The organism is Nitrosomonas communis (assembly GCF_900114745.1).
Lineage (GTDB): Bacteria > Pseudomonadota > Gammaproteobacteria > Burkholderiales > Nitrosomonadaceae > Nitrosomonas > Nitrosomonas communis_A.
On the sequence record NZ_FOUB01000015.1, the window covers coordinates 17621 to 42719 of the forward strand.

Annotated in this window: 21 protein-coding genes; 14 read left to right on the forward strand and 7 right to left on the reverse strand. The window is 40.3% G+C overall.

Annotated elements, in window-relative coordinates; all coding sequences use genetic code 11:
* The first annotated feature begins 169 nt into the window (after window positions 1-169).
* Together BM122_RS07790 and BM122_RS07795 are read left to right on the forward strand one after the other, a co-directional pair.
* Window positions 170-505: an accessory factor UbiK family protein gene (locus tag BM122_RS07790; protein ID WP_083398388.1), complete on the forward strand. Its 336-nt coding sequence runs from the start codon at window positions 170-172 to the stop codon at window positions 503-505.
* A 110-nt stretch (window positions 506-615) separates the two neighbouring features.
* A complete protein-coding gene (locus BM122_RS07795) occupies window positions 616-2127 on the forward strand; it encodes a YifB family Mg chelatase-like AAA ATPase (protein WP_074904983.1) in 1512 nt (503 codons plus the stop codon).
* 51 nt (window positions 2128-2178) lie between these two features.
* On the opposite strand, the gene dnaB is transcribed toward BM122_RS07795, so the two are convergent.
* The 5 genes from dnaB to rpsF form a co-directional block, all read right to left on the reverse strand.
* Window positions 2179-3573: a replicative DNA helicase gene (gene dnaB, locus BM122_RS07800; protein WP_074904985.1), complete on the reverse strand. Its 1395-nt coding sequence runs from the start codon at window positions 3571-3573 to the stop codon at window positions 2179-2181.
* Window positions 3574-3683: 110 nt separating this feature from the next.
* Window positions 3684-4139, reverse strand: coding sequence for a 50S ribosomal protein L9 (gene rplI / locus BM122_RS07805; RefSeq protein WP_074904987.1), 456 nt, complete (start codon window positions 4137-4139; stop codon window positions 3684-3686).
* A gap of 18 nt (window positions 4140-4157) precedes the next feature.
* Window positions 4158-4436, reverse strand: a complete 279-nt coding sequence (gene rpsR / locus BM122_RS07810) for a 30S ribosomal protein S18 (protein WP_074904989.1) — start codon at window positions 4434-4436, stop codon at window positions 4158-4160.
* Window positions 4437-4471: 35 nt separating this feature from the next.
* Window positions 4472-4768: a primosomal replication protein N gene (priB, locus tag BM122_RS07815; protein WP_074905085.1), complete on the reverse strand. Its 297-nt coding sequence runs from the start codon at window positions 4766-4768 to the stop codon at window positions 4472-4474.
* A gap of 13 nt (window positions 4769-4781) precedes the next feature.
* Complete coding sequence (gene rpsF, locus BM122_RS07820) at window positions 4782-5210, reverse strand: 30S ribosomal protein S6 (RefSeq protein ID WP_074904991.1); 429 nt, start codon at window positions 5208-5210, stop codon at window positions 4782-4784.
* Between the two features lie 374 nt (window positions 5211-5584).
* Between rpsF and hemE the strand changes: the two genes are divergently transcribed.
* From hemE to BM122_RS07845, 5 genes are all read left to right on the forward strand, one after another.
* Window positions 5585-6652, forward strand: a complete 1068-nt coding sequence (hemE, locus tag BM122_RS07825; protein ID WP_074904994.1) for a uroporphyrinogen decarboxylase — start codon at window positions 5585-5587, stop codon at window positions 6650-6652.
* A 36-nt stretch (window positions 6653-6688) separates the two neighbouring features.
* A complete protein-coding gene (locus tag BM122_RS07830; protein WP_074904997.1) occupies window positions 6689-7372 on the forward strand; it encodes a response regulator transcription factor in 684 nt (227 codons plus the stop codon).
* Window positions 7359-8657, forward strand: a complete 1299-nt coding sequence (locus BM122_RS07835) for a sensor histidine kinase (protein ID WP_074904999.1) — start codon at window positions 7359-7361, stop codon at window positions 8655-8657. The genes BM122_RS07830 and BM122_RS07835 overlap by 14 nt, the downstream gene beginning before the upstream one ends.
* 263 nt (window positions 8658-8920) lie before the next feature.
* A complete protein-coding gene (locus tag BM122_RS07840; protein WP_074905001.1) occupies window positions 8921-9889 on the forward strand; it encodes a sodium-dependent bicarbonate transport family permease in 969 nt (322 codons plus the stop codon).
* Window positions 9890-9948: 59 nt separating this feature from the next.
* A complete protein-coding gene (locus tag BM122_RS07845; protein WP_074905003.1) occupies window positions 9949-10266 on the forward strand; it encodes a P-II family nitrogen regulator in 318 nt (105 codons plus the stop codon).
* A gap of 425 nt (window positions 10267-10691) precedes the next feature.
* Here BM122_RS07845 and BM122_RS22310 read toward each other — a convergent pair whose 3' ends face one another.
* A complete protein-coding gene (locus tag BM122_RS22310) occupies window positions 10692-10898 on the reverse strand; it encodes a hypothetical protein (protein ID WP_074905005.1) in 207 nt (68 codons plus the stop codon).
* Between the two features lie 608 nt (window positions 10899-11506).
* Between BM122_RS22310 and BM122_RS07855 the strand changes: the two genes are divergently transcribed.
* The 7 genes from BM122_RS07855 to BM122_RS07885 all read left to right on the forward strand — a co-directional run bounded on the left by BM122_RS07855 (window position 11507) and on the right by BM122_RS07885 (window position 22722).
* Window positions 11507-11737, forward strand: a complete 231-nt coding sequence (locus tag BM122_RS07855) for a hypothetical protein (RefSeq protein ID WP_074905007.1) — start codon at window positions 11507-11509, stop codon at window positions 11735-11737.
* Window positions 11738-12182: 445 nt separating this feature from the next.
* A complete protein-coding gene (locus tag BM122_RS07860; RefSeq protein ID WP_074905009.1) occupies window positions 12183-13655 on the forward strand; it encodes a complex I subunit 4 family protein in 1473 nt (490 codons plus the stop codon).
* A gap of 8 nt (window positions 13656-13663) precedes the next feature.
* Window positions 13664-16942 (forward strand): DUF2309 domain-containing protein, encoded by a 3279-nt coding sequence (locus tag BM122_RS07865; RefSeq protein WP_074905011.1) that lies wholly within the window; start codon window positions 13664-13666, stop codon window positions 16940-16942.
* 6 nt (window positions 16943-16948) lie between these two features.
* Complete coding sequence (locus BM122_RS07870; protein ID WP_074905013.1) at window positions 16949-18520, forward strand: NADH-quinone oxidoreductase subunit 5 family protein; 1572 nt, start codon at window positions 16949-16951, stop codon at window positions 18518-18520.
* A 7-nt stretch (window positions 18521-18527) separates the two neighbouring features.
* The gene (locus tag BM122_RS07875; RefSeq protein WP_074905015.1) at window positions 18528-20075 is read left to right on the forward strand and encodes a complex I subunit 4 family protein; all 1548 of its coding nucleotides are present in this window, start codon (window positions 18528-18530) and stop codon (window positions 20073-20075) included.
* Window positions 20076-20105: 30 nt separating this feature from the next.
* Complete coding sequence (locus BM122_RS07880; protein WP_074905017.1) at window positions 20106-21611, forward strand: complex I subunit 4 family protein; 1506 nt, start codon at window positions 20106-20108, stop codon at window positions 21609-21611.
* Between the two features lie 31 nt (window positions 21612-21642).
* The gene (locus BM122_RS07885) at window positions 21643-22722 is read left to right on the forward strand and encodes a carboxysome shell carbonic anhydrase domain-containg protein (protein ID WP_074905019.1); all 1080 of its coding nucleotides are present in this window, start codon (window positions 21643-21645) and stop codon (window positions 22720-22722) included.
* A gap of 557 nt (window positions 22723-23279) precedes the next feature.
* Here the strand turns inward: BM122_RS07885 and BM122_RS07890 are convergent.
* Window positions 23280-25079, reverse strand: coding sequence for an ABCB family ABC transporter ATP-binding protein/permease (locus tag BM122_RS07890; RefSeq protein WP_074905021.1), 1800 nt, complete (start codon window positions 25077-25079; stop codon window positions 23280-23282).
* Window positions 25080-25099 lie beyond the last annotated feature (20 nt).

Below are 25099 nucleotides of genomic sequence, written 5' to 3' on the forward strand. Positions count from 1 at the left end.
GGTATAAAGAAGATAGCGATCATCGTACACGATTTTATTTTGTGACAATTTTTAGCACTCTTTTTCAGGTTGCCTATTTGTTTGAAGTATGCGATTTTATGCTGTAAATGCTATAAACCAAGCTTATATACTGGATACTCAGTAATCAATTAATATAAATGGAGAAAAAATGGTTAATAAAAATGTTCTGGACGAAATCGGTTCCAAGATTAGTGAAATTATAGCTCAAAGTCCGGCCAAGGATATTGAAAGGAATATGCGCGCCATGTTGACGAGTATGCTTTCTCGTTTGGATGTCGTAACGCGTGAAGAGTTTGATGTGCAACAAGAAGTGCTTAAGCGGACTCGCGCAAAATTGACTGAGCTAGAAGAAAAAGTTGCTGCCTTGGAGAATCAGCTTAAGGCAACTACGTCAGTAACCACTCCAAGCGAGGTAAATTATGAGAATCAGCTTAAGCCAACTACGTCAGCAACCACTACAAGCGATATGAATTATGAAGGTTAATAATTAAACTAAACATTTTTACTGGCTAGATTTCTGGTTGCTTAACTGTCTTGCCATGTATCTGTTAATTCTCTGATAACAGGCAGTATTTATCGCATTTCTTATTCTTCATGTCACTGGCTATCCTTTATAGTCGCGCACTATCAGGTATCGAAGCACCACTGGTTACGGTAGAAACTCATTTATCCAATGGTTTACCCAGCTTCACGATTGTTGGATTACCTGAAACGGAAGTAAAGGAAAGTAAAGACAGGGTACGTGCTGCGCTACAAAATGGGCGATTTAAATTCCCGGCGCAGCGGATCACGGTCAATCTTGCACCGGCCGATTTGCCCAAGGAGAGTGGACGATTTGATTTACCTATTGCACTCGGTATTCTTGCGGCAACGGGTCAAATACCTGCTAATAAACTTGATCAGTATGAATGGGTAGGTGAACTTTCTTTAAGTGGGGAATTGCGTCCTATCCATGGGGCATTAGCCATGACCTATGGTGCGTCACGATCAGGACGTAGTTTTGTCCTACCGCAACATAATGCTGCAGAAGCTTCCCTGGTTAGGGAAGCATGCGTTTATCCGGCGGCATCATTACTTCAGATCTGTGCGCATCTAACTGGACATGAATTATTGCAGCCGCACACAATACCCTCTGAAACAAGTATCGGTAGGGATAATTCAAGTTATCATCCAGATCTGACTGAAGTAAAAGGTCAGGTGCATGCTAAGCGTGCCTTGGAGATTGCCGCAGCTGGTGCTCATAGTCTATTGATGATTGGGCCGCCAGGCACAGGAAAGTCAATGCTGGCTGAACGTCTTCCGAGTATTCTTCCTACTATGACGGAGCAAGAAGCGCTTGAGTCTGCTGCTATGCAGTCGCTTGCTAACGGTTACTTCGATATTGCAAATTGGAAACATCGTCCTTTCCGTTCGCCTCATCACACCGCCTCTGCGATAGCCATGGTAGGAGGTGGCAGTATTCCTCGTCCAGGAGAAATTTCCCTGGCAATGCATGGGGTGTTATTTCTCGATGAGCTGCCAGAATTTGATCGTAGAGTCTTGGAGGTGCTGCGTGAGCCACTTGAATCGGGCCAAATCACTATCTCTCGGGCAACACGGCAAGCAAATTTTCCGGCACGGTTTCAGCTAATTGCTGCAATGAATCCCTGTCCTTGTGGTTATTTAGGTCATTATGGAGGGAAATGCCGCTGCACACCTGATCAGATAGCGCGTTATCGTGGAAAAATTTCTGGCCCTTTGCTTGATCGTATCGATATGCAGATTGAGGTGCCCGCTGTACCGAAAAAGGATTTGCTGCAGCAAGGGACAGGTGAATCAAGCCGGATGATAAGAACGCGAGTCGAGGCCGCCCGCCAATATCAACTCGTGCGGCAGAACGGTACTAATGCTGGTTTGAGGGTGCATGAAATAGATCAACATTGCCAGCTGGATGAGCAGAGTAAACAGTTGCTGGAGCACGCATTTTCCCGTTTAAATATTTCTGCACGGGCATACCATCGTATCTTGAAACTGGCACGGACTATCGCAGATTTAGCAAGTAGTGAGCAGCTTAACAGTGGGCATATTGCAGAAGCCATACAATATCGGCGACTGGATCGGAATTAACAGAAAGGCATTTTTCTTGCTCATGAGAGTGTAGCACAATACGCTATTTGATTAATAATACTCAGGTCGGGCACAATTTTCAAAGCGTGTATATTCACCCAGAAAGGTTAGGTTGATTTTGCCAATGGGGCCATTGCGCTGTTTTCCGATAATGATTTCAGCAATTCCTTTGTCCGGGGTATCAGGGTTATATACTTCATCGCGATAAATAAATAAGATGACATCCGCATCCTGTTCGATGGCGCCAGATTCACGCAAATCAGACATTACTGGGCGTTTATGCGGATTAGGCCGCTGTTCCAGGCTACGATTAAGCTGTGATAATGCGATGACGGGTACTTGTAACTCTTTTGCCAAGGCTTTAAGCGACCGTGAAATCTCAGAAATTTCGGTGGCGCGGTTTTCACTGTGGGTATGTGAAGACATGAGCTGCAGGTAATCGACAACGATCAATCCCAGTTCCCCATGCTGACGATAAAGTCGCCGTGCTCGGGCTCTAAGCTCCAGCGCATTCAATGCAGCACTTTCATCAATAAAGATAGGCGCATCATTCAGTTTACCCAGTGCATGAGTAAGCTTTGGCCAATCTTCATCTTCCAATCGTCCAGTACGAACCTTGTGCTGATCAAGCCTGCCTATTGAGCCCAGCATACGCATCGCAAGCTGTGCTCCGCCCATTTCCATACTAAATACAGCTGCTGGCTTATTAAGCCCTAATGCCACATGTTCTGCAATATTAAGAGAAAAGGCTGTTTTGCCCATCGAAGGTCTGCCTGCGACAATAATAAGGTCTCCGGGTTGAAAGCCTGAAGTTTTCTGGTCTAAATCATGAAAGCCAGATGCAATACCCGTGACATCACTCGGATTGTCGCGGCTATATAGCATTTCAATGCGCTCAACCACCTGCTTTAAGAGAGGTTGAATATCGATAAATCCCTGCTTACCACGTGCGCCAATTTCAGCAATTTCAAATATCTTGCTTTCTGCTTCATCTAATAGATCTGATGCAGAGCGTCCTGCCGGATTATAGGCTGAGTCAGCAATTTCTGTACTGATCTGAGCAAGCTTACGCATAATAGCGCGTTCTCTTACTATCTCAGCATAGCGGCGAATATTAGCGGCTGTTGGTGTATTCTGTACTATTGAGCCTATATAAGTCAGCCCGCCAACATTCTGTAATTCAGCTGAATTTTCGAGCGATTCCGCGACAGTAATCACATCAGCAGGTTTATTTTGCTCTATAAGATTGCAGATATGATGATAGATGAGCTGATGATCTTGCCGATAAAAATCAGTATGAGTGATAATGTCTGCAATTTTATCCCATGCATGATTATCCAGCATTAAGCCACCTAATACTGATTGCTCTGCTTCAACAGAATGAGGTGGAGTCTTGTAAATATCTAATAATTCATTATAAGCAGTGCTAGTGGGTAATTGAACCATAGGAATCTGACAAAATCTGCAAACACTAAAGAAGCAAATTTTATCATTGAATGTTTGAAATATAAAAAAGGACTGTTGCCAGTCCTCCTTCATAAAATAATCAAAAATGTTTAAGTGGTTGTTTCACCTAAGACTGATACGGTAATATGGGCTGATACATCACTATGTAACGCGATAGTGATGGGATAATCACCCACTTGCTTGATTTGACCTTCTGGCATTCGAATCATCGATTTATCAATTGAGAAACCTTGCTCTTTAAGTGCCTCGGTGATATTTGCATTGGTAACTGAGCCAAATAATTTACCATCCACTCCACTTTTTTGGGTTACTTGCACAAGCAAGCCGTCCAGTTTTGCTGCCAATGCCTGAGCATTTGCCATAGCTTCTGCCTGTTTTTTCTCTAACTCAGCGCGTCTGGCTTTAAAATCAGCGATCGCGCTTTCAGTAGCCCATTTAGCCTTACCCTGCGGTATCAGGTAATTGCGCGCAAATCCTCTTTTAACATTGACTATGTCGCCCAATTGTCCGAGGCTTGCAATTTTCTCCATCAGTATTACTTGCATGATATTTCTCCTCAGTTCTTAATGCCGATCAGTGTAGGGCAGCAGTGCGAGAAAACGTGCGCGTTCTATCGCTGTATTTAACTGGCGCTGATAATATGATTTGGTTCCAGTAATACGAGCAGGGATGATTTTGCCATTCTCGCCGATAAAGTCTTTCAATATGTTGATGTCTTTATAGTCAATGGTTTTGATACCTTCTACTGTAAAGCGACAAAACTTTTTACGTTTAAATAAAGGGCGATTTGCCATTTTTTCTTTATTTTTTAAATTACTATCTCTACCTCTTGTAAATCTCATTGTGATTTTCCTATTTTTTCTGAATATTTGAATGTTTATAAGATATCGATATGCGTTACATGTAATGCTAACTGAGAGCTGATTTTGTTCTTTTTTCCAAGGAATCCGGTTAGCTTAACGAAGCTACCAACTTCCATATCGGAAATTGCTTTCGCCATGTCAGCTAATGCTACGGCAAAAATTTTGCAAACTACCAGACGCTCAATACTTGCCTCAATCTGCTTTGAGGCATGGCTTATCTCGAATTCTATAATTGCCTTACCGATCGGGGTATAACGTAATGGATCAATTCTTACAATTTTCCCGCAGATAATAGTCTGGTTATAATTCAATAATTTACCTGTTTTAAGCCTCAGCACCGGCTTTCTCAGAGGCACCCTCTATCTCGGTTTCTGTGCTTGGGGCACTCTCTGGATTATCCTCTGTACCCTCACTAGTTATCGATAATTTATCTTTATCTTCTTGCATCATAATAGATGGGGTAGTGACAGCTTCGTCCATTCTGATTGTAAGATGTCGAAGCACAGCATCATTGAACTTGAAAGCATGCTCAAGTTCATCCAGTGTTTCTTGGTTACATTCAATATTCATAAGGACATAATGCGCTTTGTGTACTTTTTGAATAAGATAAGCAAGTTGACGGCGCCCCCAATCTTCTACACGGTGGATCTTTCCATCTTTGGCTGTCACAATCCCGTGATAGCGTTCAATCATCGCAGGTACTTGTTCGCTTTGATCTGGGTGGACAATAAAAACAATTTCGTAATGTCTCATAATATCCTTATGGGTAAAGCTTCCCGCTAATTTGCAAGTCTACGGTGAAGCAAGGTTTAAAAAGTGCTGCCATAACATAACACTATAGCGCCATCTATTTTACTGAATGAATAAAGAAACATCAAAACCTTTATATCTCACAGTAGGGTTCAGTAGATGCAGTTTATTTTCCTGGTTCTCGCCTAGACAAAAAAGAAAAACGAGGAAATTGAGTTTGCTTAGTAATTTTTCCAAGATTCTTATATGAAATATACAAACCCAAAGTCAATCACTGGTAACATATGCAGCTAATTTTGAAATTAAAAAATTTCTACCAAAGAATTAGATTTTTCCTGTGAACCGTTATTATCGATAAGAATTAGATAGATCATTCAATGACAAAATTAAGAAATGATACTTTAATTCGAGCATTACTACGCCAGCCTACTGAATACACTCCTGTATGGCTCATGCGACAAGCTGGGCGTTATTTGCCTGAATATAATCAAACCCGTGCGCGTGCAGGCGATTTTCTGTCGTTATGCAAGAATCCTAATTTTGCGACAGAAGTGACCATGCAGCCATTAGCGCGTTTTTCACTAGATGCCGCTATTTTATTTTCTGATATTCTTACTATCCCCGATGCAATGGGATTGGGATTATATTTTGCCGAAGGGGAGGGGCCACGATTTGTACGTCCCTTGCGTGAAGAATGGGAAATACGTTCTCTCATCGTACCTGATCCCGACGTGCATTTGCGTTATGTCATCGACGCTGTTTCGCAAATTCGCAAAGCATTAAATGATCAGGTTCCGCTCATAGGTTTTTCTGGTAGCCCATTCACACTTGCATGTTATATGGTAGAGGGATGTGGCGGTACTGATTTTCGTCAAGTCAAGACTATGCTATACCAACGCCCTGACTTGTTACATCATATTCTCGACGTAAATGCACAGGCTGTTACAGCTTATCTCAATGCACAAATTGAAGCAGGCGCACAGGCAGTCATGATTTTTGATACGTGGGGTGGAGCATTGTCACATTCTGCTTATCTGGAATTTTCTTTGCATTATATGACTCAAATTATTGCGGGGTTAAAGTGTGAGCACGATGGTGCGCGCATTCCCAACATTATCTTTACCAAGGGTGGAGGGTTATGGTTGGAGCATATGGTCAATAGTAAATGTGATGCTATTGGCCTTGATTGGACAATAGATATTAGCGAGGCACGGCGTCGCGTTAATGATCAGGTTGCACTGCAAGGTAATCTTGATCCTGCAGTATTATTTGCTTCATCAGACACAATTACTGCTGAGGTCGAAAAAGTTTTGTCAAGTTATGGTCATGGTGCGGGACATGTGTTTAATCTTGGGCATGGAATTTCTCAATTTACTCTTCCTGAGAATGCATTGGCTCTGGTGGAAGCTGTTCATACACTCAGTCGTAAGTATCATATAGATTAGCTAAGAATTTTTAACGCGATCAACTCTTCTCTATTTATGCGTATACTCATTATTGAAGATGATAAGGCAATAGCTGCGAATCTTTATGATTTTCTTGAGGCGCGTGGTCATAGTGTTGATGCTGCGCTTGATGGCGCTACTGGATTTCGTCTGGCCAGTACGCAACCATTCGATGCTATTCTTCTTGATCTCAAGCTACCTTATCTGGATGGCTTGACGTTGTGTCGAAAGCTTCGTCAAGAATGTCAGATTGATATTCCAGTATTAATGTTGACTGCGCGTGATACGTTGGATGATAAGTTGATAGGTTTTGAAAGTGGCGCTGATGATTACATAATAAAACCCTTTGCGCTAAAAGAAGTAGAAGCGCGTTTAACCGCCATGCACAAGCGGTACAGAGGTAAAGTCGCTGCACGAAAACTCGAGGTAGGTGATCTTAGTTTTGATCCAAAGACCTTATCGGTTCGTTTTGCAAATAATGATGTTAAGCTTCCACCAAAATGTATTCGATTGCTTGCATTACTAATGAGTGAACCTGGGCGAGTATTTAGTCGTAAAGAACTAGAGCTTGAGGCTTGGGAGGAAGAATTGGAAACCAGTGATACATTGCGAAGCCATATGCATGTATTGAGACGAGCTTTATTAAAAGCTGGTGGATATGATCCAATTGAAACTGTTCATGGTCTTGGTTACTGTCTAACTTCAAGTGTTCAAAATTAAATATGGCATTCGTCTGCGTGTGACGCTTGCCCTCGCAATTTTTAGTACCATCATTGTTGGTACACTCGCTATAAGTCTCTATTTTGCTGCTGATGACATTGAAGAAGCGCATATCAAACAAATTATAGAGGCTGAAATGGATCATGTAATTTTTCATTTTCGTCAGCTTACAAATTTTACGCCACAGGTAGGATCCAGTCTTAATAGTTACGTGATACATAACAGCAAAGAAGAATCGCAATTACCGCGCCACTTGCAGGATCTTGACCGTGGATTACATAAGATTTTTTATCATGATGAAGAAATGCGTGTTTTTGTGAAATATGATAATGGTACAAAATTTCTCGTTGCTTACAAAATTGGGTTTCATGAGCAGCGACAACGCGAATTTAGATTACTGGTTATTTTATCGCTCGTTGGCGTTGTTGTGATTGCTTTTTTTATAGGGTATTTGCTTGCGGGTTTACTTGTCAAGCAAGTAACAGATTTAGCCGAACGAGTAAAGCGTTTGTTACCAGCTAATCAAAATGGACAAAGTTTGGTGACGAATAATTTGCATTGTGTATCACTGAGTCAGCCTGGTCAAGATGAAGAAGTGGCTCAACTTGCCCGTACCTTAGAAGATTATCAATATCGCATCATGCGTATGCTGCAGCGTGAACAGGAATTTACTGCCAATATCAGCCATGAACTTCGTACACCTATCACAACAATTCTAACCAGTTGTGAATTATTGCTCGCTGAGCAAAATTTACCCAACAAAACCTATGCTCGAATAAAAAATATTGAGGCAGTATCCACTCGAATGGGTGAGCAAGTCCAAGCATTGTTGTTTCTGGCGCGTGAACAGGCTTTGGGGACGATGGAACCTGTAGCCATTGCTGAGTGTGTTTTTGACGCAGTTGAACCGTTTTGTGAAGAAATTTACCAGAAAAAAATTTTACTGGATGTGGCTATTAAACCCGGGGAAGTATTGACCTTAAATAGACAGGCATTATACACAGCACTCGTTAATATGCTACGCAACGCTGTTCAGTATACTGAACAAGGGTATATTCGTGTAAGTTTCAGCAATAAGCATTTATCAATCTCTGATTCAGGCATTGGAATTGAACCTGCTTTTATGCCCTTTCTCTATGAACGCTTTTTCCGAGGATCCAAGAAAACGCAAGGATTAGGAATCGGATTAGTAATTGTTAAACGGATTTGTGATTATTACGGTTGGAAAATTGATGTAGAAAGTTCTCCCGGGCATGGCGCAACTTTCCATATTACTTTCCCCTGATAATTTGGTATTTTAATTACATAATTTTCTTTCACTCCTTTCACATATTTTTCACACTGCCTGTGTTAACTTCTGGATACAAAGGATAGTTAAACTCCAATAATAGGTTGGAGAAAAATTAGTCCCTTTGCTTGCTCCACAGACCTTTTATTCATCTCAGGAGGATGATATGAAGCGATATAACTTCAGACAGTCTTTTCTCTGGTTTGGGGCAAGAAATAGCGTATTGAACCAAATTAAACATTTTCAGGAAAGGAGTTGATATGGCCACGATACAACCAGTTGTGTTCTTCTTTGTGTTGGGGGTGTTAGCGGGCGTAGTGAAATCTGATCTTAAGATACCTGAGGCTTTGTATAAAAGCTTAAGTATCTTCTTGCTCATAGCCATTGGCTTCAAAGGCGGAGTATCTATGGCCAAGTACGATATTATGGAAGTGTTGCCTATCGCTTCGGCTATGGTTGTACTCGCGGCGATGGTTCCACTTACAGCCTATCCCATATTGAGATTTGTGGGAAAATTCAGTCAGGCTGATGCGGGTTCTATCTCTGCTCACTACGGCTCGGTGAGCGCGGTAACTTTTGCCGTCGGTGTGGCTTATCTAGCTAATATCAATCAGACCAGTGAAGGTTATATGGCATTGATTATGGCGTTGATGGAAATACCCGCGCTGGTGACCGGCGTGATTTTAGCGAAAGCAGGTGCAAATAAAGCCGAAGGGGAAAAAACCCAATGGGGTAAATTATTGCACGAAATTCTGACTGGAACGAGTCTGATACTATTGATAGGTGGTGTCATTATTGGTTACTACGCAGGAGTAACAAACAATGTTGCACCGCTCGATAAAATGTACATGGACTTATTCATGGGTGTGTTGGCTTTGTTTCTGTTGGAAATGGGTCTGCTAGCATCGGCGCGTTTAAAAGCAGTCTTAGAAAAAGGTGTATTCATCGTTGCTTTTGGTATTTTGTTCCCATTAACCGCGGGGTTATTCGGTGCTTATGTCGGCTGGTATTTCCAATTATCACCAGGTGGCACAATGTTGCTCGCTGTTCTATATGCTAGTTGCTCTTATATAGCTGCACCAGCTGCTATGCGTATCGCTGTGCCAGAAGCCGATCCAGCCGTATCAATCGGTGCTTCGCTAGGTGTTACATTCCCTTTTAACATTTTTGTGGGCGTCCCTATCTATTGGCAAATGGCTGAATGGTTTCATAGCATTCCTTTAGATTAGTTAAAAAAATGGAATTTTTTTAGATTTGACCAATTTTTAACGACCTAGGAGGCAAGATTATGAATAATACAAAAGCTATGAAAAGGATCGATATTGTTATAGGGGAAGAAAAGTTTGATAATTTGATAGAACTGCTGTCGGAAAATAAAATTCGTGGTTATTCTGTACTTAGAAAGATTGGTGGTTTAGGCTCACGTGGTTTTCGTAGTCCTTACGATATTTTAATGCAAGAAGAAAATGTTTTGGTCGTTGTGGTTTGTGAGATTGATCCGGCTGAGAATTTAATAAAATCAATTCAACCCAAATTGAAAGATTTTGGTGGTATGTGCTTGGTGTCAGACTGTTTATGGGTTGAAGGGCCGCCGATCTCTTATTAAATTTAGCTTTTCCATGATAGCGTGTTTAGTTATAAAAGACTTTTGATTATGCTGAGATTGTCAAAAAACAATCTCAGCATAATTTGTCTTAATAAATAATTTTTATCTTAAAACTTAGTATAACGGCTGGCTTGATAATCAACTGATTTGCGAGTTATTGATAGTTAAAAAGCCCGATCCTCTTAAAATACAAAAAGTTATTTTAAAAAATATTCATTGTATTGCGAATGAACCGGGCTTTCTTGTTTACTGCTCAAGAAAACAACAGGAGAGGTTTTTTGTTTATTGCTATAAAGCAATTTTCTCATGTTTTCTTTTCTCACGACTGGAGCTAAGCAGTAATTGCCTCTTCTTACTAAGTTGCGCCAAGCCTAGAAGCATATTTTCAATTTTTACATTGATTCCCAGATTATATACATCCCTTATTACCCAAATATTCTTTTATATTCGTTTCTTGAAGTATCTCGTGCCGGAACTACTACGAGATAACTTAAGTAAAGAATGACTCCGAGAATAACATCTGAAACAATCCAACCTTCCATAGATTTTGGAAATCCAATAATAGAGAGTACACTAAAAAAAATTATGCTAACGCTTGCTGCTACTGTCAAAAAGACATGTTTGGTTTTCATGAAAATTATCCCTTCAAATTAATTTGCTAATTAAGATCATTTTTGTTGCATGATCATAAGATAATTTTCTTCACAATAAGTTCACAAAAAAATAGCAAATAATTCACATAAATTTAAATTAATTTTAGAATTGTATTAGGTTGGCTTCGCACCTAAGCTAATCTACCATAGCCCTACCTTTATGTTTACTTCATGAATAATCCCTGTCACAAGCAGCGAGGTATCGGAAGAGTATGCTGCTTGTTCTTATGTAATTACCGGAGAATATGTTGTTGGGCATAGCTCAAACTCTAATTACACATCATGCAATATTTCATCTACAACCTCATCAAATAAAGCATGACGATTTTTTAACTGAAAAACCTTAGTTAGTAAAACGGTAGCGTTCTTTTATGACTTATTCGTTTATGTATATATATATTCCAAATCTAAAAATAGAATCAAAAAAATTAAAATTTTGATATCTAAAATAAATGTTATTAATGTGAATTATTTATAAAATAGTTGTGAAATTTTTGTGAATATCATAAGATGATATGCAGCATAAACTAATTATGTTTAATGCGTTAAATCTTTTGAATAAGTTATGAAATATAGGAGTTAAATTCATGAGAACTAATCAACTCTTTGTTCTTTTAGCGATGGGTATTAGCTTGACCTTTGTCAGTGTTTTTTCCGTTATTGGGTTTCCTAGAGCTAGTGGAAATTGGAATTTTTCTTTAGAAAACTGGCTTTCTTCTGATGTTGGCGTTGGAATTATTCTTTATTTTTGTTATTTTCTGCTCGCTTTAATGCACGATAGTTCTAAAAATAAATATTCTGCGCTCTATAAAATGTAATAGATATAGATTTCTTTCTAAATTAATCAATAATTAGAGCCTACGTATTTAAATTAAAAAAATAAAGCCGCCTAAAGGGAGAATGATAAAACCCTCGCTCTTTAGGCGACATGATAATACTCATGAAATGTTGTAAGTAAAAAAGTCATTCAGCGAGCTAGCAATTCTTTTATAAGAATTGTATTAATAAAAATCATATTTAATTTCTATGCTCCAGAAAAATTGATGATCTGTCTCTTACAAAATTGCTATAAGAGAAGTATTTAGAAAAAAAATGTAAAATGGAAAACTTAAAAAATGGAGCTGCATTAATTCTTATCTTTCAATAGTTTCTAAGAGCTAAAATCTTCACTAATTCTTCGCATTTGTTATAGTAATCTATTAACTTATGTCTAATGAAAATGGATATTGCTGCAATGATCAGCTTTAAATTAAGGCAGTTTTGATGGGCATACTCAGCACACTACTTAGTACGCCAGTTTTTGGAATTCTAGTGCTGGCATTGACTCCACACCACAAAATTAATCAAATTCGTTCTTTAGCAAATTTATTTACTTCAATTGCGCTTTTTCTGAGCTGCTGGTTGCTTGTCATCTATAACCAGAACGATGGAGCAATGCAGTTCAATGAGCAGTTCATACTCAATCCAAAATTAGGAACAACTTTTGCTTTGGGTGTTGACGGCTTGTCATTACCGATGGTGTTTTTAGCAACACTCCTCACCTCCGTAGCATTACTTGCATCATTCAATATTTCAACTCATGTTAAAAGTTTCCATATCTCTATCCTGTTATTAGAATTTGGGATGCTGGGTGTCTTCCTTGCCCAAGATTGGTCATTATTTTATATATTCTGGGAATTGACCTTATCCCCACTTTTTTTGCTGATTGCCCGCTGGGGAGGGGTACGCCGTCATATAGCTAGTCTTAATTTTGTGCTTTATACAATGGGCGGCTCAATTTTTATGCTGATCAGCTTGTTTGCGATTAGCCAATATATGCCGGAACATAGCGGTACTTTGATGTCCTCAATGAGTGTGGCTGTTCAGAGTATGCCTAGTGGTGAGCAATTTTGGGTATTTCTTGGCTTTATTATTGGTTTTGGGGTCAAGATGCCCATTTTTCCATTACATGGCTGGCTACCGCTAGCGCATGTTGAAGCTCCCAGTCCTATCAGTATATTGCTTTCAGGCATTCTGTTGAAAATGGGCGCATATGGTTTAATCCGTGTTGTAGTTATGATGCCTGAAACTGCACAAGTATTTCAGGGTCCTTTGGTTTTTCTGGCTCTATTGGGGATGATTTATGGAGGATTGTTGGCTTGGCGTCAATCCGATTTGAAGGCGATGGTAGCTTATTCTTCAGTTAGCCACATGGGTGTCATTTTGCTAGATATTGCAACAATGAATAAAACCGGGATCATGGGGGCTATTTTACAGATGACTGCGCACGGGTTGGTAGCAGGTGCTATGTTTATGTTGGTAGGGCTACTTTATGAAAGGACACATACTCGCAATATATTGGACTATAGCTCATTAGTTCAAGTTATGCCTCGTTTTGCTTTGTTTATGACGATTACCTTATTTGCAGCAATGGGTCTACCTGGTACGGTCGGTTTTATTGCTGAACTGCATGCTATTGTGGGCGGCTTTCAGCAATGGGGAAATCTGATGATTCTACTTGGACTTAGTATTCTCATAGGCTCCGCATACGCCATGCGAACCATTGGTATGCTATTTACAGGTCCTGTGAAATCTCAAATGCGAGAGATTGAGGATCTGAGAATATTTGAAATATTAGCATCTAGTGTTCTTGTGATGGGTATTGTGGTATTTGGCCTATGGCCAGCACCATTAATCGATTTATCTTTGTCCACTATGAATCTGATGAATGACATAATCAGTCAGCGTCTACAATAGGAATAGTAATGCATGTAACTTCAATATTTACCAGCGATCGTGAACGAATTATAGCAGCACTCGATCATTTAGATCATGTGTTGCCTGGGCAAGCACCAATTCTTGATTTTGTGCATCACAATACTTTGCATGGTTATCAGCATTTACCATTTGAAGAGGCGCTGGCTGAATCTGAAAAAATGACGGGTATTAATGGTTATCTACCCGAGAGGCAAAGTCGAAAGTTCTATGAGCAAGGCAGAATAACTGATCAAGATATCTTTGCGGTTCTTGCGAAAGATCCAAACCTACAAGCTGAGCAAATTATATATCAATCAGATGATTTAATAATCAAGCGGAAGGATATCTATCGAATTGCATTGTTATATGATCTACAGCCTATTAATGTCAATCAATTTAATTGGCAGGTTGAGGAGAAGAAAGCGCTGGAGATAGTTCAAGATGATGTTCCTGATCAGATTCGCAGACGTTTATATCCATCAGGAATGGATCAGCGACACGAAATTAAACAATTATGGGAGAGTATCTTAAGTAAATTAGGCTTAGAGCAGGCTGATTTGCATCCTGAGAATATGCTTGATTTATCGATCGAACAAGCAAAAGATTGGATAAATAAAATTTCTGCTAGCCATCCGGATAGCACTGGCTTGTCTATACATCAGAAAATGCGACAAGAGGCGGGTACAAAATTTGATGAGATGCTATCCCAAATTGGTAATAGTATTACTTTGCGAGGTCTTGTCATGGCATTGAGCGGTATAGATATATTATTTTCTGTCCGGCCGCAATTGATACGTTTTGGTGCATCTGCTTTGGATGAAGGGATGGCAGCCTGGCAACTGCCAGAGCGCCATAAGTTGGGTTTTTATGCAGCATGGCGTGCAGCTGCAAAATATGACATTAACCCTTTTTTACATGATCTGCCTGACTGGCAACAAATAATTACTGATGTTCCTGAAGATGCAGTTGATTGCATTATATTGCAGCTATCTCAGCTAGAAATTCCGCGAGATAGATGGGATGGATATTTACGCCGCCTAGCTCTTGAAATACCAGGCTGGTCTGGCATGATTAATTGGCGACAGCATCATCCGCAGTATAATGCTGAGAATGATGCAGCTCCCAAATTGTCCGATTATTTAGCTATCCGGCTCACGTTAGATAGGCTCTGGTTGACTCAAGCTTGCCGTGATATCTGGAGAATCGATGCTAAGCTTGGATCTATACAGTACTATTTCCGTAAAAATTTATCAGAATTTATGGTACGTAGACTGTTATACCTAGGTGAATTACCAGAATATCTGACTCACTCTGCAAAAGCACTTATTGTGCATGCGGGTTCCGAGCGGCATAATCAAACAGAATGGCAGCAACTTGCTGATTTAATGTGGACGTGGCAATTTAGTCCAATGTCAGAAAGTGGTATAACACACAATACTTGCAATAGTGGATGGCGATTGTTTCGGCTTTGTCAGCATTTAGGGTTAGGTCCCTTACAAGTGCAGGCCATGCAAAGAGAAAGTTTGCTTCAAATGTTGTCAGTTCTCGATGAGTTTAACACTACAGAACGCTCCAAAATATGGCTTTATGCTTATGAGCGCAATTATCGAGAGGCATTTTTCCAGGCAATACGAGCAAACCATGATCGCGGTCGTTGGGCGACGCGTAAAATGCGCCCAGAATCACAACTTATATTTTGTATAGATGATCGTGAAGAAAGCTTTCGGCGGCACTTAGAAGAGTTAAATCCGGCAATAGAAACTTTGGGTGCTGCTGGTTTTTTTGGGGTGCCAATGAATTATAAAGGGTTGGATGATACTAAAGTTTCACCGCTATGCCCTGTAGTCGTTACACCATCCCATGAAGTTCAGGAAGTACCGCGTGCGGGTAGTGCGCAGGCTTTATCAAGCCATTTAAGTGGTAGTAGAACAATCAAGTGGGTGACCAATTGGATACACCAAGGTTTGCGCCGGCATTTGCTGATAGCCCAACCTGTTATTGATATTGTCGCACCCATTGTTTTGCCAGGTTTACTAACTAAGACAATTTTTCCTAAAACTCAGAGTGATTGGGTGACAAGGCTGAGAAAGCGTGTATCTCCTGATGTCAAAACCCAATTAAATTTTACTTCGACAGACAATGTAACTCCGGCTTCTCCAGAGAAGCCAAAATTGGGATTTACTGATAATGAACAAGCAGACCGAGTGGCTGCTTTTTTACGTAATACGGGATTAACTTATGGGTTTGCTGAAATTATTTTATTAGTTGGGCATGGCTCGATAAGTCAAAATAACCCTCATCTCTCTGCCTATGACTGTGGGGCTTGTAGTGGACGGCATGGAGGACCTAATGCGCGATTATTCGCAGCAATGGCAAATCGTCCGGTAATTCGTCAATTGGTCGCCGAACGTGGCATTGTTATCCCGCCTGAAACTTGGTTCATAGGGACAGAGCATAATACCTGTAACGAAGAAATAATTTGGTATGACCTTGAAGATGTGCCGGCAGAGCGATTAGGGGCTCTAAAAAAATTGCAACAGCAATTGCAACAAATTCAGCGAATGTCTGCACATGAGCGTTGCCGTCGACTTGCTTCAGCACCCCTTAATCCAACACCAGAGCAAGCACTCGAACATATTGAAGAGCGTTCTAGAGATTTTTCGCAGGCTCGGCCTGAACTGGGGCATGCGACAAATGCTTCAGCAATAGTTGGTCGTCGTTCAATTACACAAGGTGCTTTTTTTGATCGCCGTGCATTTTTGATTTCTTATGATCCCACGCAAGATCCAGAAGGAAAGATACTGGAAGGGATTTTACTTGCCGTAGGTCCCGTTGGAGCAGGTATCAATCTAGAATATTATTTTTCTACCGTAAATAACGAACGTTTTGGCTGTGGAACAAAAGTTCCTCATAATGTGGTTGGTTTCTTTGCAGTTATGGAAGGGACGAGTAGTGATTTGCGTACCGGCTTGCCAAGACAAATGATTGAAATTCATGAAGCAGTGCGGCTACTGGTACTTGTTGAGGCAAAAGCCCAAATTTTAGAAAAAATCTATGCCCGTCAAGAAAGTTTAAGGGAGCTAATAGGAGGTGGATGGATATTACTGGCCTCCAAAGATCCCGAGAATGGCGATATATACTTTTTTGAGCGAGGTGAAGGGTTCGTAAAATGGCAAGGCGAAACAGTAGATCTTGCTATTTTTGAAAAATCACCGAACTGCTATAGAGATCAAACATTACCTATTTCACCAGTATTAATCAAACAACCGGAATTACAGGGAGCATAAAAAATAATGGATTTCTTAGCTGTATTTATCCCCTTATTTCCGTTGTTAGCTGCTCTTTTTATTGGAATAGGGCACTTGTTTGACCGAATGAGTGGTGATGCAGGTGAACGAATAATATCGAATATTGCTGTTCTGGCTATTTCTTTCTCATGTTTTATTGCTTTGATTTTATTGGGAGCTGATTTGTTAGGTATGAACTCTGGTTCATTTAGCATAGGTCAGTGGCTGGGAAGTGATACTTTCAAGATTGAAGTAACTTTTATAACTACTGGCTATAACACAGTGCTTTCGGCCTTATTTTCAGTCCTCTTATTAATCGTGATCCGCTTCTCAGTTAATTATATGCATCGAGAAACAGGATTTCGGCGCTTCTTTTTTAATCTGAGCTTATTTGCTTCGGCAATGCTGTTATTAGTGTCCTCAGGCAATATTGTCACTACCTTTATTGGTTGGGAAATTGCAGGACTGTGTTCATATCTGCTCATAAGCTATGCCTATGATCGCCCCATCGCAACAATTAACGCAACACGCGTTTTTGTTACTAATCGTATTGGTGATGCGGGTTTTATTTTGGGAATAGGATTAAGCTATTTCTATGCGGGAACTATAAACTGGGATGCATTGAATGCTTTAGCCGGGGAATTAACAATTCCCACAGCTACTGTAATTGCTTTATGTTTCGCAACGGCTGCCTTTGCGAAATCTGCTCAATTACCGTTTACACCGTGGCTTGCACGAGCAATGGAAGGACCTACTCCATCTAGCGCAGTATTTTATGGAGCGGTTATGATCCATGCAGGCATGTTTTTAATAATTATGCTGCAGCCTATTTTTGAGCGTGCTCCGCTAGCGATGGATGCTTTAGTAATAGTAGGTTTCGCAACAGCTGTTTATAGTTTTACTGTAGGTCTCACACAGACTGATGTGAAGAGTTCATATTGCTTTGCAATATCCGGTCAGTTAGGTTTAATGTTTTTGGAATGTGGTTTAGGTTATTGGGAATTAGCAGCGTATCATCTGTGTGCGCATGCCATCATTCGTTGCTATCAAGTACTAACGGCTCCCTCTCTCATGCATAATGTGGTAGGCAATCCGATTAAGACAGTTAGTCGTGATATTATAAATTTGCGTTGGTTATATATTGCGTCAATTCAACGTTTCTGGTTGGATCCAATTGCAGATAGAACACTTGTCAGACCGATCCAAGGGTTAGGTCAAGATCTAAGTCATTTTGATATCTATGTGATTGATCGTCTTATGGGTACGCCAGCATCTCCTTCTCGAGCAATATCATCCTTAGCTCAACTTGAACAGAAAATATTGAGTACTTCTCAGTCTGATTTTAATATTAATCAATTTGGTCATGGCAGTGGCATAGCAGGTAAGTTCTTTGAGTGGACCGCTAAAATTTTAGGTTGGTTTGAAGAACGCCTTGTGCTACAAGGTATCGGTATGGATATCATTGATATTGGGAATAAATTGGGACACGCAGCTAATACTTTCGAACGTTTGTTATTGAAACCTCGCTACTTGGTTTTGTTTGTCTTCATAGTATTGTTGATTGCAGCTACAAGGTGAAATTTTAATGAGCACAGCTAATGTTACCCTAGGGTCAGATGTTATAGGATTTCCTTTACTAACGATATTAACACTTATTCCGTTGATAACAGCAGTCGGAGCGATAATTTCACCTTCTCCTGCGATAGCGAAACGCGTTGGTTTCATTGGTGCAATCATAACTGTACTGCTTAGTGGCTATTTATTATCTGTTTTTGATACCGATCGTCTTGGCGTTCAATTATATGAAAGAGTAGAAAATATTAACTTTCCCTGGAGCGTGGGTGTCGATGGAACGAATATTCTATTTATTCCGCTTGTTACTATTTTGACTTTGCTTGCGCTTATTTACCTAACAACTACGCGATTAGCAAATGATCGAATTCAGATTGCCTGCTTACTCGGTTATGAAGGGATTTTAATCGGTGCTTTTGTCGCAATGAACGCCTTGCAGTTCTGGTTCTGGTGTTTTATGGAATTAATCCCTGTTACTGTGATGACGTTCCGTGCTGGATCTGGTCAGAGGAAGCGCTGGGTAGTGGCGTTACTGTTGCAACACTGGGGCAGTGGTTTATTGATGACGCTGGCAGGTTTTTTATTACTTGCCTTTGGTGTAATGGGTTCGGGCGATACGTTAAGCTTTGATTGGTTAGTATTAAAAGATAATAAAAACACATTAGAATACGGCACGTTAATATTTTTCCTCCTGTTCTTTGGTTTTTCCATTCGCATGCCGTTATTCCCTTTCCATGGCTGGCTGCCGGTTCTGACCGAACATGGAACCGTTGCCAGTGCAGCAATTTATATTATGGGTATTAAGATTGGTATCTATGCGGTCATACGTTTTATTGTACCTCTTATGCCAGATATTGCAGAGCACTGGAGTTGGTTTGTGCTAACACTTGGATTAATTAGTATCTTCTATGGGGCTTTATTAGCATTAATGCAAATCAATGTACGTCGTCTCATTGCTTTTACAGTAATTAGCCATACAGGAATGCTGGTTATTGGTGCTTTCGATTTTAATTTATATGGTTTAGAGAGCAGTATCTTATTGTCTGTTTCTTTCGGTCTTGCAACAATTGGGCTGATGCTCAGTATCGGTATGATTTATAAAAGGACACAAACCACTTATATTCCGAGATTAGGCGGTTTGTTTGAAGTCAGCGCAGCCATAGCATTTTTATTTGTTGTAAGCGCATTAAGTACGATGGTTATGCCTGGTACGCCAGGTTTTGATGGCGCGCATTTACTTATCGAGGGCACTATCAAAAAATATGGTTGGCTTGTATCAATTGCGATATTAATTGGGAACGTACTTACTGCAGCGTTACTATTACGAGCTTTCCAGCAAATATTTATTTCTGCTTCTAAACGAACCCAAAAACCCTTTATTTATTCACCTCGTAGTAGCACTCTACCTTCTCCAAAAAATGAAAGAATTATCGCAATTGTGATTTGTATATTACTTGTAGGTATTGGCTTTAATACAGCACCTTGGCTACATATAATTGATCAGAGTGCGCATAGAAGCTTGCACCCTATTTCCTATAATGAGCATAAACAGAATCAATAACTACCTTCTATCCATGCAAAGGATAAATTCATGAGTGAAGCAAATTTTCCCATCCTGAGTATCATTATTTTGTTGCCATTACTGGGAGGGGTAGTAACTGGAATAGTACGTGACACCAACACAGCTAAAAAAATTGCATTATCTTTTGCGTGTTTTGAATTGCTTCTGACTGTAATTGCTGTGAAATTGTTTGATCCATCCATAGCTGGTTTTCAGTTAACTGAAAAGTTATCCTGGATTTCGTTACTGAATGTTGAATATCTGGTGGGCGTTGATGGTATCTCAATATTGTTTTTGCCACTGTCAGCATTATTAACGATCATTGCAATGCTTTCTTCCTGGAATTCTGTGACTCATAGCACACGATTTCATTTTGCGTTGCTTTTAGCACTACAAAGCGCTACAGCAGGTGTATTTACAGCGTTGGATATGGTTCTGTTCTTTCTATATTGGGAATTAACTTTACCTCCCTTCTTCTTTTTAATTGGATTGTGGGGAATTGGTTCGCAGCGGCGCGGTGCTGCGATGAAATATACATTATTTATGCTAGCAGGGGGTGTAGCGCTGCTGCTGGCAATCATTATTTTGTCAGCAAATCATGCAATTCAAATAGATGGGAGAATTCCACAAGATCTGGCTTTTAGCTTGCCAATATTGCTAGAAACTCCACTACCGCATGACTTACAAACGCTTGTTTTTTTACTCTTACTATTTGGTTTTGCGGTGAAGGCGCCCCTTGTCCCATTTCATACTTGGCTACCAACGGCGGCTATGGAAGGACCGGCGCATATAGCTGCGCTTCTGACAGGTTTGAAACTGGGTGTTTACGGTATCTTACGCTTTGCTTTACCGCTTGCTCCTGTTGCTGCAGTGGAATTTAGTTGGATATTAAGTGTCTTTGGTGCAGTAACACTTATTTATGGCGGATTAATCGCTTTGCAACAAACTAATTTAAGAGGATTACTCGCTTATGCGAGTGTGAGCCATGTGGGTATGGTTATGGTTGCAATTGCCTCGTTAAGCATGCAAGGGATTCAGGGAGCAATTTTTCAGTTACTTAATTTCGCCTTAATAGCAAGCTCATTGATGCTAATTTCCGGCTTTATTCATCATCGATTGGGAAGTACAGAAGCCATTCACTTAGGAGGCATGGCTAGTGTAATGCCTCGGTTAGCATTTTTTTACTTTTTATTCGCTTTAGCAAGTTTTGGCGTACCTGGAACAAGTGGTTTTCCGGCAGAATTGTTGATGATCATTGGGGCATTAACGTCGCATGCTGGATTAGGTGCTGCAGCATTAGCAGGAGCAATACTTGGTGCGGCATATATGTTATCCTTTACACGTCGTGCATTTTTTGGACCTGTTATACATACTGCCGTTAATAACATGCATGACTTGCAAACGCGTGAGTTAGCATTGCTATTTGCTCCTGCTTTACTGATTCTGATATTTGGCTTTTTTCCTGACACTATACTTAATATCAATAAGGTGGCTTCGGAGGCATGGCTGTTAAGATTAACTACTTACGCACCTTAGTTATTAAAATTACTAAAGTGGAGGAGATTAAATGAATAATCCAAGTAATGCTATAGATTTTCTGCTTGATTTGAATGCACGCCATGCTCAAGCTTTTATGGACTTGGCTTCGGAGCGACGTAGGTACCGTGGTGAGCATCCTACAGAAATTGCAGCACTTAAATGTATGGACGGAAGATTACATCTTCCTGTTATTACCCAGACGGCACTCGGAATCATTCAGCCATTCCGTAATCTTGGTGGAAAGTTTGATTTGGGGTGGCCTTTTTTTCAGGTGATGATTAATCAGTGGGTGGAATATTCTATTAGCCGTGGTAGACACTGCCTGGTATTTGTGACATATCATTACGCACGTGGTGATACACATCGTGGCTGTAGAGGATTTAGTTATGATGCGGATGCCGCACGAGCTGCAGCAACGAAATTAAAGGACCAATTTACTCGTGTTTATGGCAAAGGTGCGGTCGTTCCGATTGTTTGTGGGATTGAAACTGATCTTGATGCCTTGGTATTGCATGGTGAAGATGATCGTTCAGTTGTTGATTTGGCGAAAATCAGACAGACGTCTCAGATTGAGCTTGAAGAGATGCTCTACTCATTATATCCATCTATGTCAGAAAGAATCGTGCACGATTTGATCCCTTTGGTACGTGGTAATATTAGGCATATTGCTGAAATACGTGCTTCAAACCGTCCAGTAGAGGAATCCGAACACAAGGAATGGGTCATAGGTGTTGGACGTGGTTTTGACTGGTTGCATTTGATCAACACAGCATTTATCGTAGGACCTTTTGATCCTAACCTGTCGGTAGCAATCGAAACTGCCGCAAAACTCCTCAAAGGTAATATTGACGAAGGACGTGTTGATCCAAATGGGATCGTATTGATGACATCTGCTGCATTTAGGGACGAAGGTGGACCTGAATATCATTTAGCCAAAGAGAAGGCAATGTTTCTGAGTAAGTTTTCTTTTGAAATTATCAAAGAAAAAGTTCCAGATTTAGTACCTCATTTGCAAATACTTACTGGTGCTACAGATTTAGATACCAGGAAATTTGAAGTAATTGAACGGCTTGATTCAGCACAGTTTAAACAAATTAAAAGTGCGTAGTTATTAACCGTCCTTCTTTTGATTAAAATTATTTCTATAGTATCAACCTCGCTATTTTGTGCTTCATTATGGACATTAATAGCGTGGTTGATACGGCGCTTAATTCTTTGTGAACCAAAATTCAAAACCTCTGCCTTAAAATTTCTGTGAGTTTTTGTCAAACATTAAGATGCAATTCTTTTCGCTTTGATTCAGCATGAACAAAACTTTGTTTCCTTAAATTCTCAAGGAAACTGGAGGCTTAAAGCCAGACTAAGCAATGTTTCGCTATTCATTACCGAATAATGCTATACCCACTAAAATTCATATAGAGCCGTAATTCTCAACCAATTCCTCCTATGGAATGCAATCACTCAGTTTTACCCAGCGATTTTCGAGATCAAGAAGCATACCCGGTGGAGTATCAAACCCTTCGAGCATGAGTTGTTTTTGGCTTTTATAGCCTATCATGGTGCATGTTTTTTGGTGTTTTTCACTTATTTACTTGCACTATTTTTACAAAAAAATACAATAATCCTAAATATAATCAGTTGCTTACATTTTTGAGTAAACTCTAATTAGTTATCATTCTGTTCATGAGGCAGAATCAGTTCTTCTTGCTGCTGAAGATCCCACATATGAGTATAAATACCATTTACCGCAAGAAGCTGTTGATGGGTTCCGCGCTCAGCTATGTAACCATTTTCTATGACTAAAATCTGATCAGCATCAATAATAGTAGAAAGACGATGCGCAATGACGAGCGTAGTACGATTTTTGGCTAATTGCTTCAATTCTTTTAGTATTTTTTTCTCTGTTTTTGAATCTAGCGCTGATGTAGCCTCATCAAAAATAAGTATTGTTGGTTTTTTGAGAATTGCACGCGCAATAGCAATACGCTGTTTTTCGCCGCCAGAGAGTTTAAGTCCTCTCTCTCCAACCTGTGTTTCATATCGATCAGGCAGGCTTTCAATAAAGTCGTGAATATGCGCTGACTTGGCTGCAGCAAGGATTTCTTCATGGGTAGCGTCGGGGCGTCCATAAGCAATGTTGTAGAAGATGCTTTCATTAAATAAAACGGTATCTTGCGGCACAATACCAATCATCGCTCTTAGACTTTCTTGTGTTACGTTGCGTATATCATGATCATTAATAAGTATCTTGCCATTAATGACATCATAAAAACGGAAAAGCAAACGTGCGAGTGTTGATTTCCCTGAGCCACTAGGTCCTACCACTGCAACAGTATGTCCAGCAGGGATACTGAAATTGACATCAAACAAGATTTGGCGATTGATTTCGTAGCTAAAGCCCACGTGCTCAAAAGTAACAGTAGCAGAATTGGCTTGAAGTTTAATTGCGTTTAATCGATCTGTTACTTCTTGGCGCTCATCCAATAAACTGAACATTTTTTCCATGTCTGCCAGTGAGTGCTTGATCTCACGATAAACGAAGCCGAGGAAATGTAAGGGCATATAAAGTTGTAACAGAAAAGCATTAACTAAAACCACATCACCCAATGACATTTCTCCAGTGATGGCCTTATCTGCTGCTAACAGCATCAGGAAGGTCATTCCAATAGCAATAATGGCGCTTTGCCCGCTGTTCAACGCGGCCAGAGAGGTTTGGTTGCGGACTGCTGCCTTTTCCCATTGCTGTAGGTGCTCATCGTATCGCTGAGTTTCCAATGTTTCATTACCAAAGTATTTAACCGTTTCGTAATTTAATAAACTGTCGATCGCCCGGGTATTAGCCTTGGAATCCATATCATTCATGGTACGGCGGAAAATCATGCGCCACTCGGTGACGAAGAGTGTTAACGCAATATAGGCTAATAATGTGAGCAAGGTAATGACGAAAAACCAGATATCGTACCGGCTAATTAGAATGAGCATGACCAACCCGATTTCCAGGAAGGTAGGCAGGATATTGAACAGCATGAAATTCAATAAGAAAGATATCCCGCGTGAACCGCGTTCGATATCACGTGATACTCCGCCGGTTTGTCTTGTTAAATGAAAACGTAGTGATAAGGCGTGTAAATGACTGAAAACCTTGATGGCTACGCGTCGAATTACACGCTGTGTGGCTTTGGCAAAAACAGCATCACGCAGTTCGCCAAATAAAGTACTGCAAAATCGTAAAACACCATAAGTAATTAAGAGAAATAGCGGTAAGGTTACTAGTGGCTGATTAAGCGTATCGATAATTTCTTTCAGTACTAAAGGCACGCTGACGTTGGCAAGTTTCGCGAGAAGCAGTAACATTAAAGCAGTAATGACTCTCCCTTTGAATTCCCATAAATAGGGCAAGAGCGATCGGATTGTTTTCCAATCATGACGGTTGGAAGAGGGTTTATTCGAAGGTGTGCTGCGCATGAATTAAAGGTTTCTTTTAC

Excerpts from the sequence above, each read along its gene's own strand:
- rpsR (WP_074904989.1), bottom strand. The coding sequence starts at position 4,436 with ATGAGATTTACAAGAGGTAGAGATAGTAATTTAAAAAATAAAGAAAAA.
- hemE (WP_074904994.1), top strand. The coding sequence starts at position 5,585 with ATGACAAAATTAAGAAATGATACTTTAATTCGAGCATTACTACGCCAG.
- rpsF (WP_074904991.1), bottom strand. The coding sequence starts at position 5,210 with ATGAGACATTACGAAATTGTTTTTATTGTCCACCCAGATCAAAGCGAA.
- BM122_RS07885 (WP_074905019.1), top strand. The coding sequence starts at position 21,643 with ATGAATAATCCAAGTAATGCTATAGATTTTCTGCTTGATTTGAATGCA.
- BM122_RS07795 (WP_074904983.1), top strand. The coding sequence starts at position 616 with ATGTCACTGGCTATCCTTTATAGTCGCGCACTATCAGGTATCGAAGCA.
- BM122_RS07845 (WP_074905003.1), top strand. The coding sequence starts at position 9,949 with ATGAATAATACAAAAGCTATGAAAAGGATCGATATTGTTATAGGGGAA.
- BM122_RS07880 (WP_074905017.1), top strand. The coding sequence starts at position 20,106 with ATGAGTGAAGCAAATTTTCCCATCCTGAGTATCATTATTTTGTTGCCA.
- BM122_RS07875 (WP_074905015.1), top strand. The coding sequence starts at position 18,528 with ATGAGCACAGCTAATGTTACCCTAGGGTCAGATGTTATAGGATTTCCT.
- BM122_RS07860 (WP_074905009.1), top strand. The coding sequence starts at position 12,183 with ATGGGCATACTCAGCACACTACTTAGTACGCCAGTTTTTGGAATTCTA.
- BM122_RS07840 (WP_074905001.1), top strand. The coding sequence starts at position 8,921 with ATGGCCACGATACAACCAGTTGTGTTCTTCTTTGTGTTGGGGGTGTTA.
- BM122_RS07890 (WP_074905021.1), bottom strand. The coding sequence starts at position 25,079 with ATGCGCAGCACACCTTCGAATAAACCCTCTTCCAACCGTCATGATTGG.
- rplI (WP_074904987.1), bottom strand. The coding sequence starts at position 4,139 with ATGCAAGTAATACTGATGGAGAAAATTGCAAGCCTCGGACAATTGGGC.
- BM122_RS07830 (WP_074904997.1), top strand. The coding sequence starts at position 6,689 with ATGCGTATACTCATTATTGAAGATGATAAGGCAATAGCTGCGAATCTT.
- BM122_RS07870 (WP_074905013.1), top strand. The coding sequence starts at position 16,949 with ATGGATTTCTTAGCTGTATTTATCCCCTTATTTCCGTTGTTAGCTGCT.
- BM122_RS22310 (WP_074905005.1), bottom strand. The coding sequence starts at position 10,898 with ATGAAAACCAAACATGTCTTTTTGACAGTAGCAGCAAGCGTTAGCATA.
- dnaB (WP_074904985.1), bottom strand. The coding sequence starts at position 3,573 with ATGGTTCAATTACCCACTAGCACTGCTTATAATGAATTATTAGATATT.
- BM122_RS07790 (WP_083398388.1), top strand. The coding sequence starts at position 170 with ATGGTTAATAAAAATGTTCTGGACGAAATCGGTTCCAAGATTAGTGAA.
- BM122_RS07855 (WP_074905007.1), top strand. The coding sequence starts at position 11,507 with ATGAGAACTAATCAACTCTTTGTTCTTTTAGCGATGGGTATTAGCTTG.
- BM122_RS07865 (WP_074905011.1), top strand. The coding sequence starts at position 13,664 with ATGCATGTAACTTCAATATTTACCAGCGATCGTGAACGAATTATAGCA.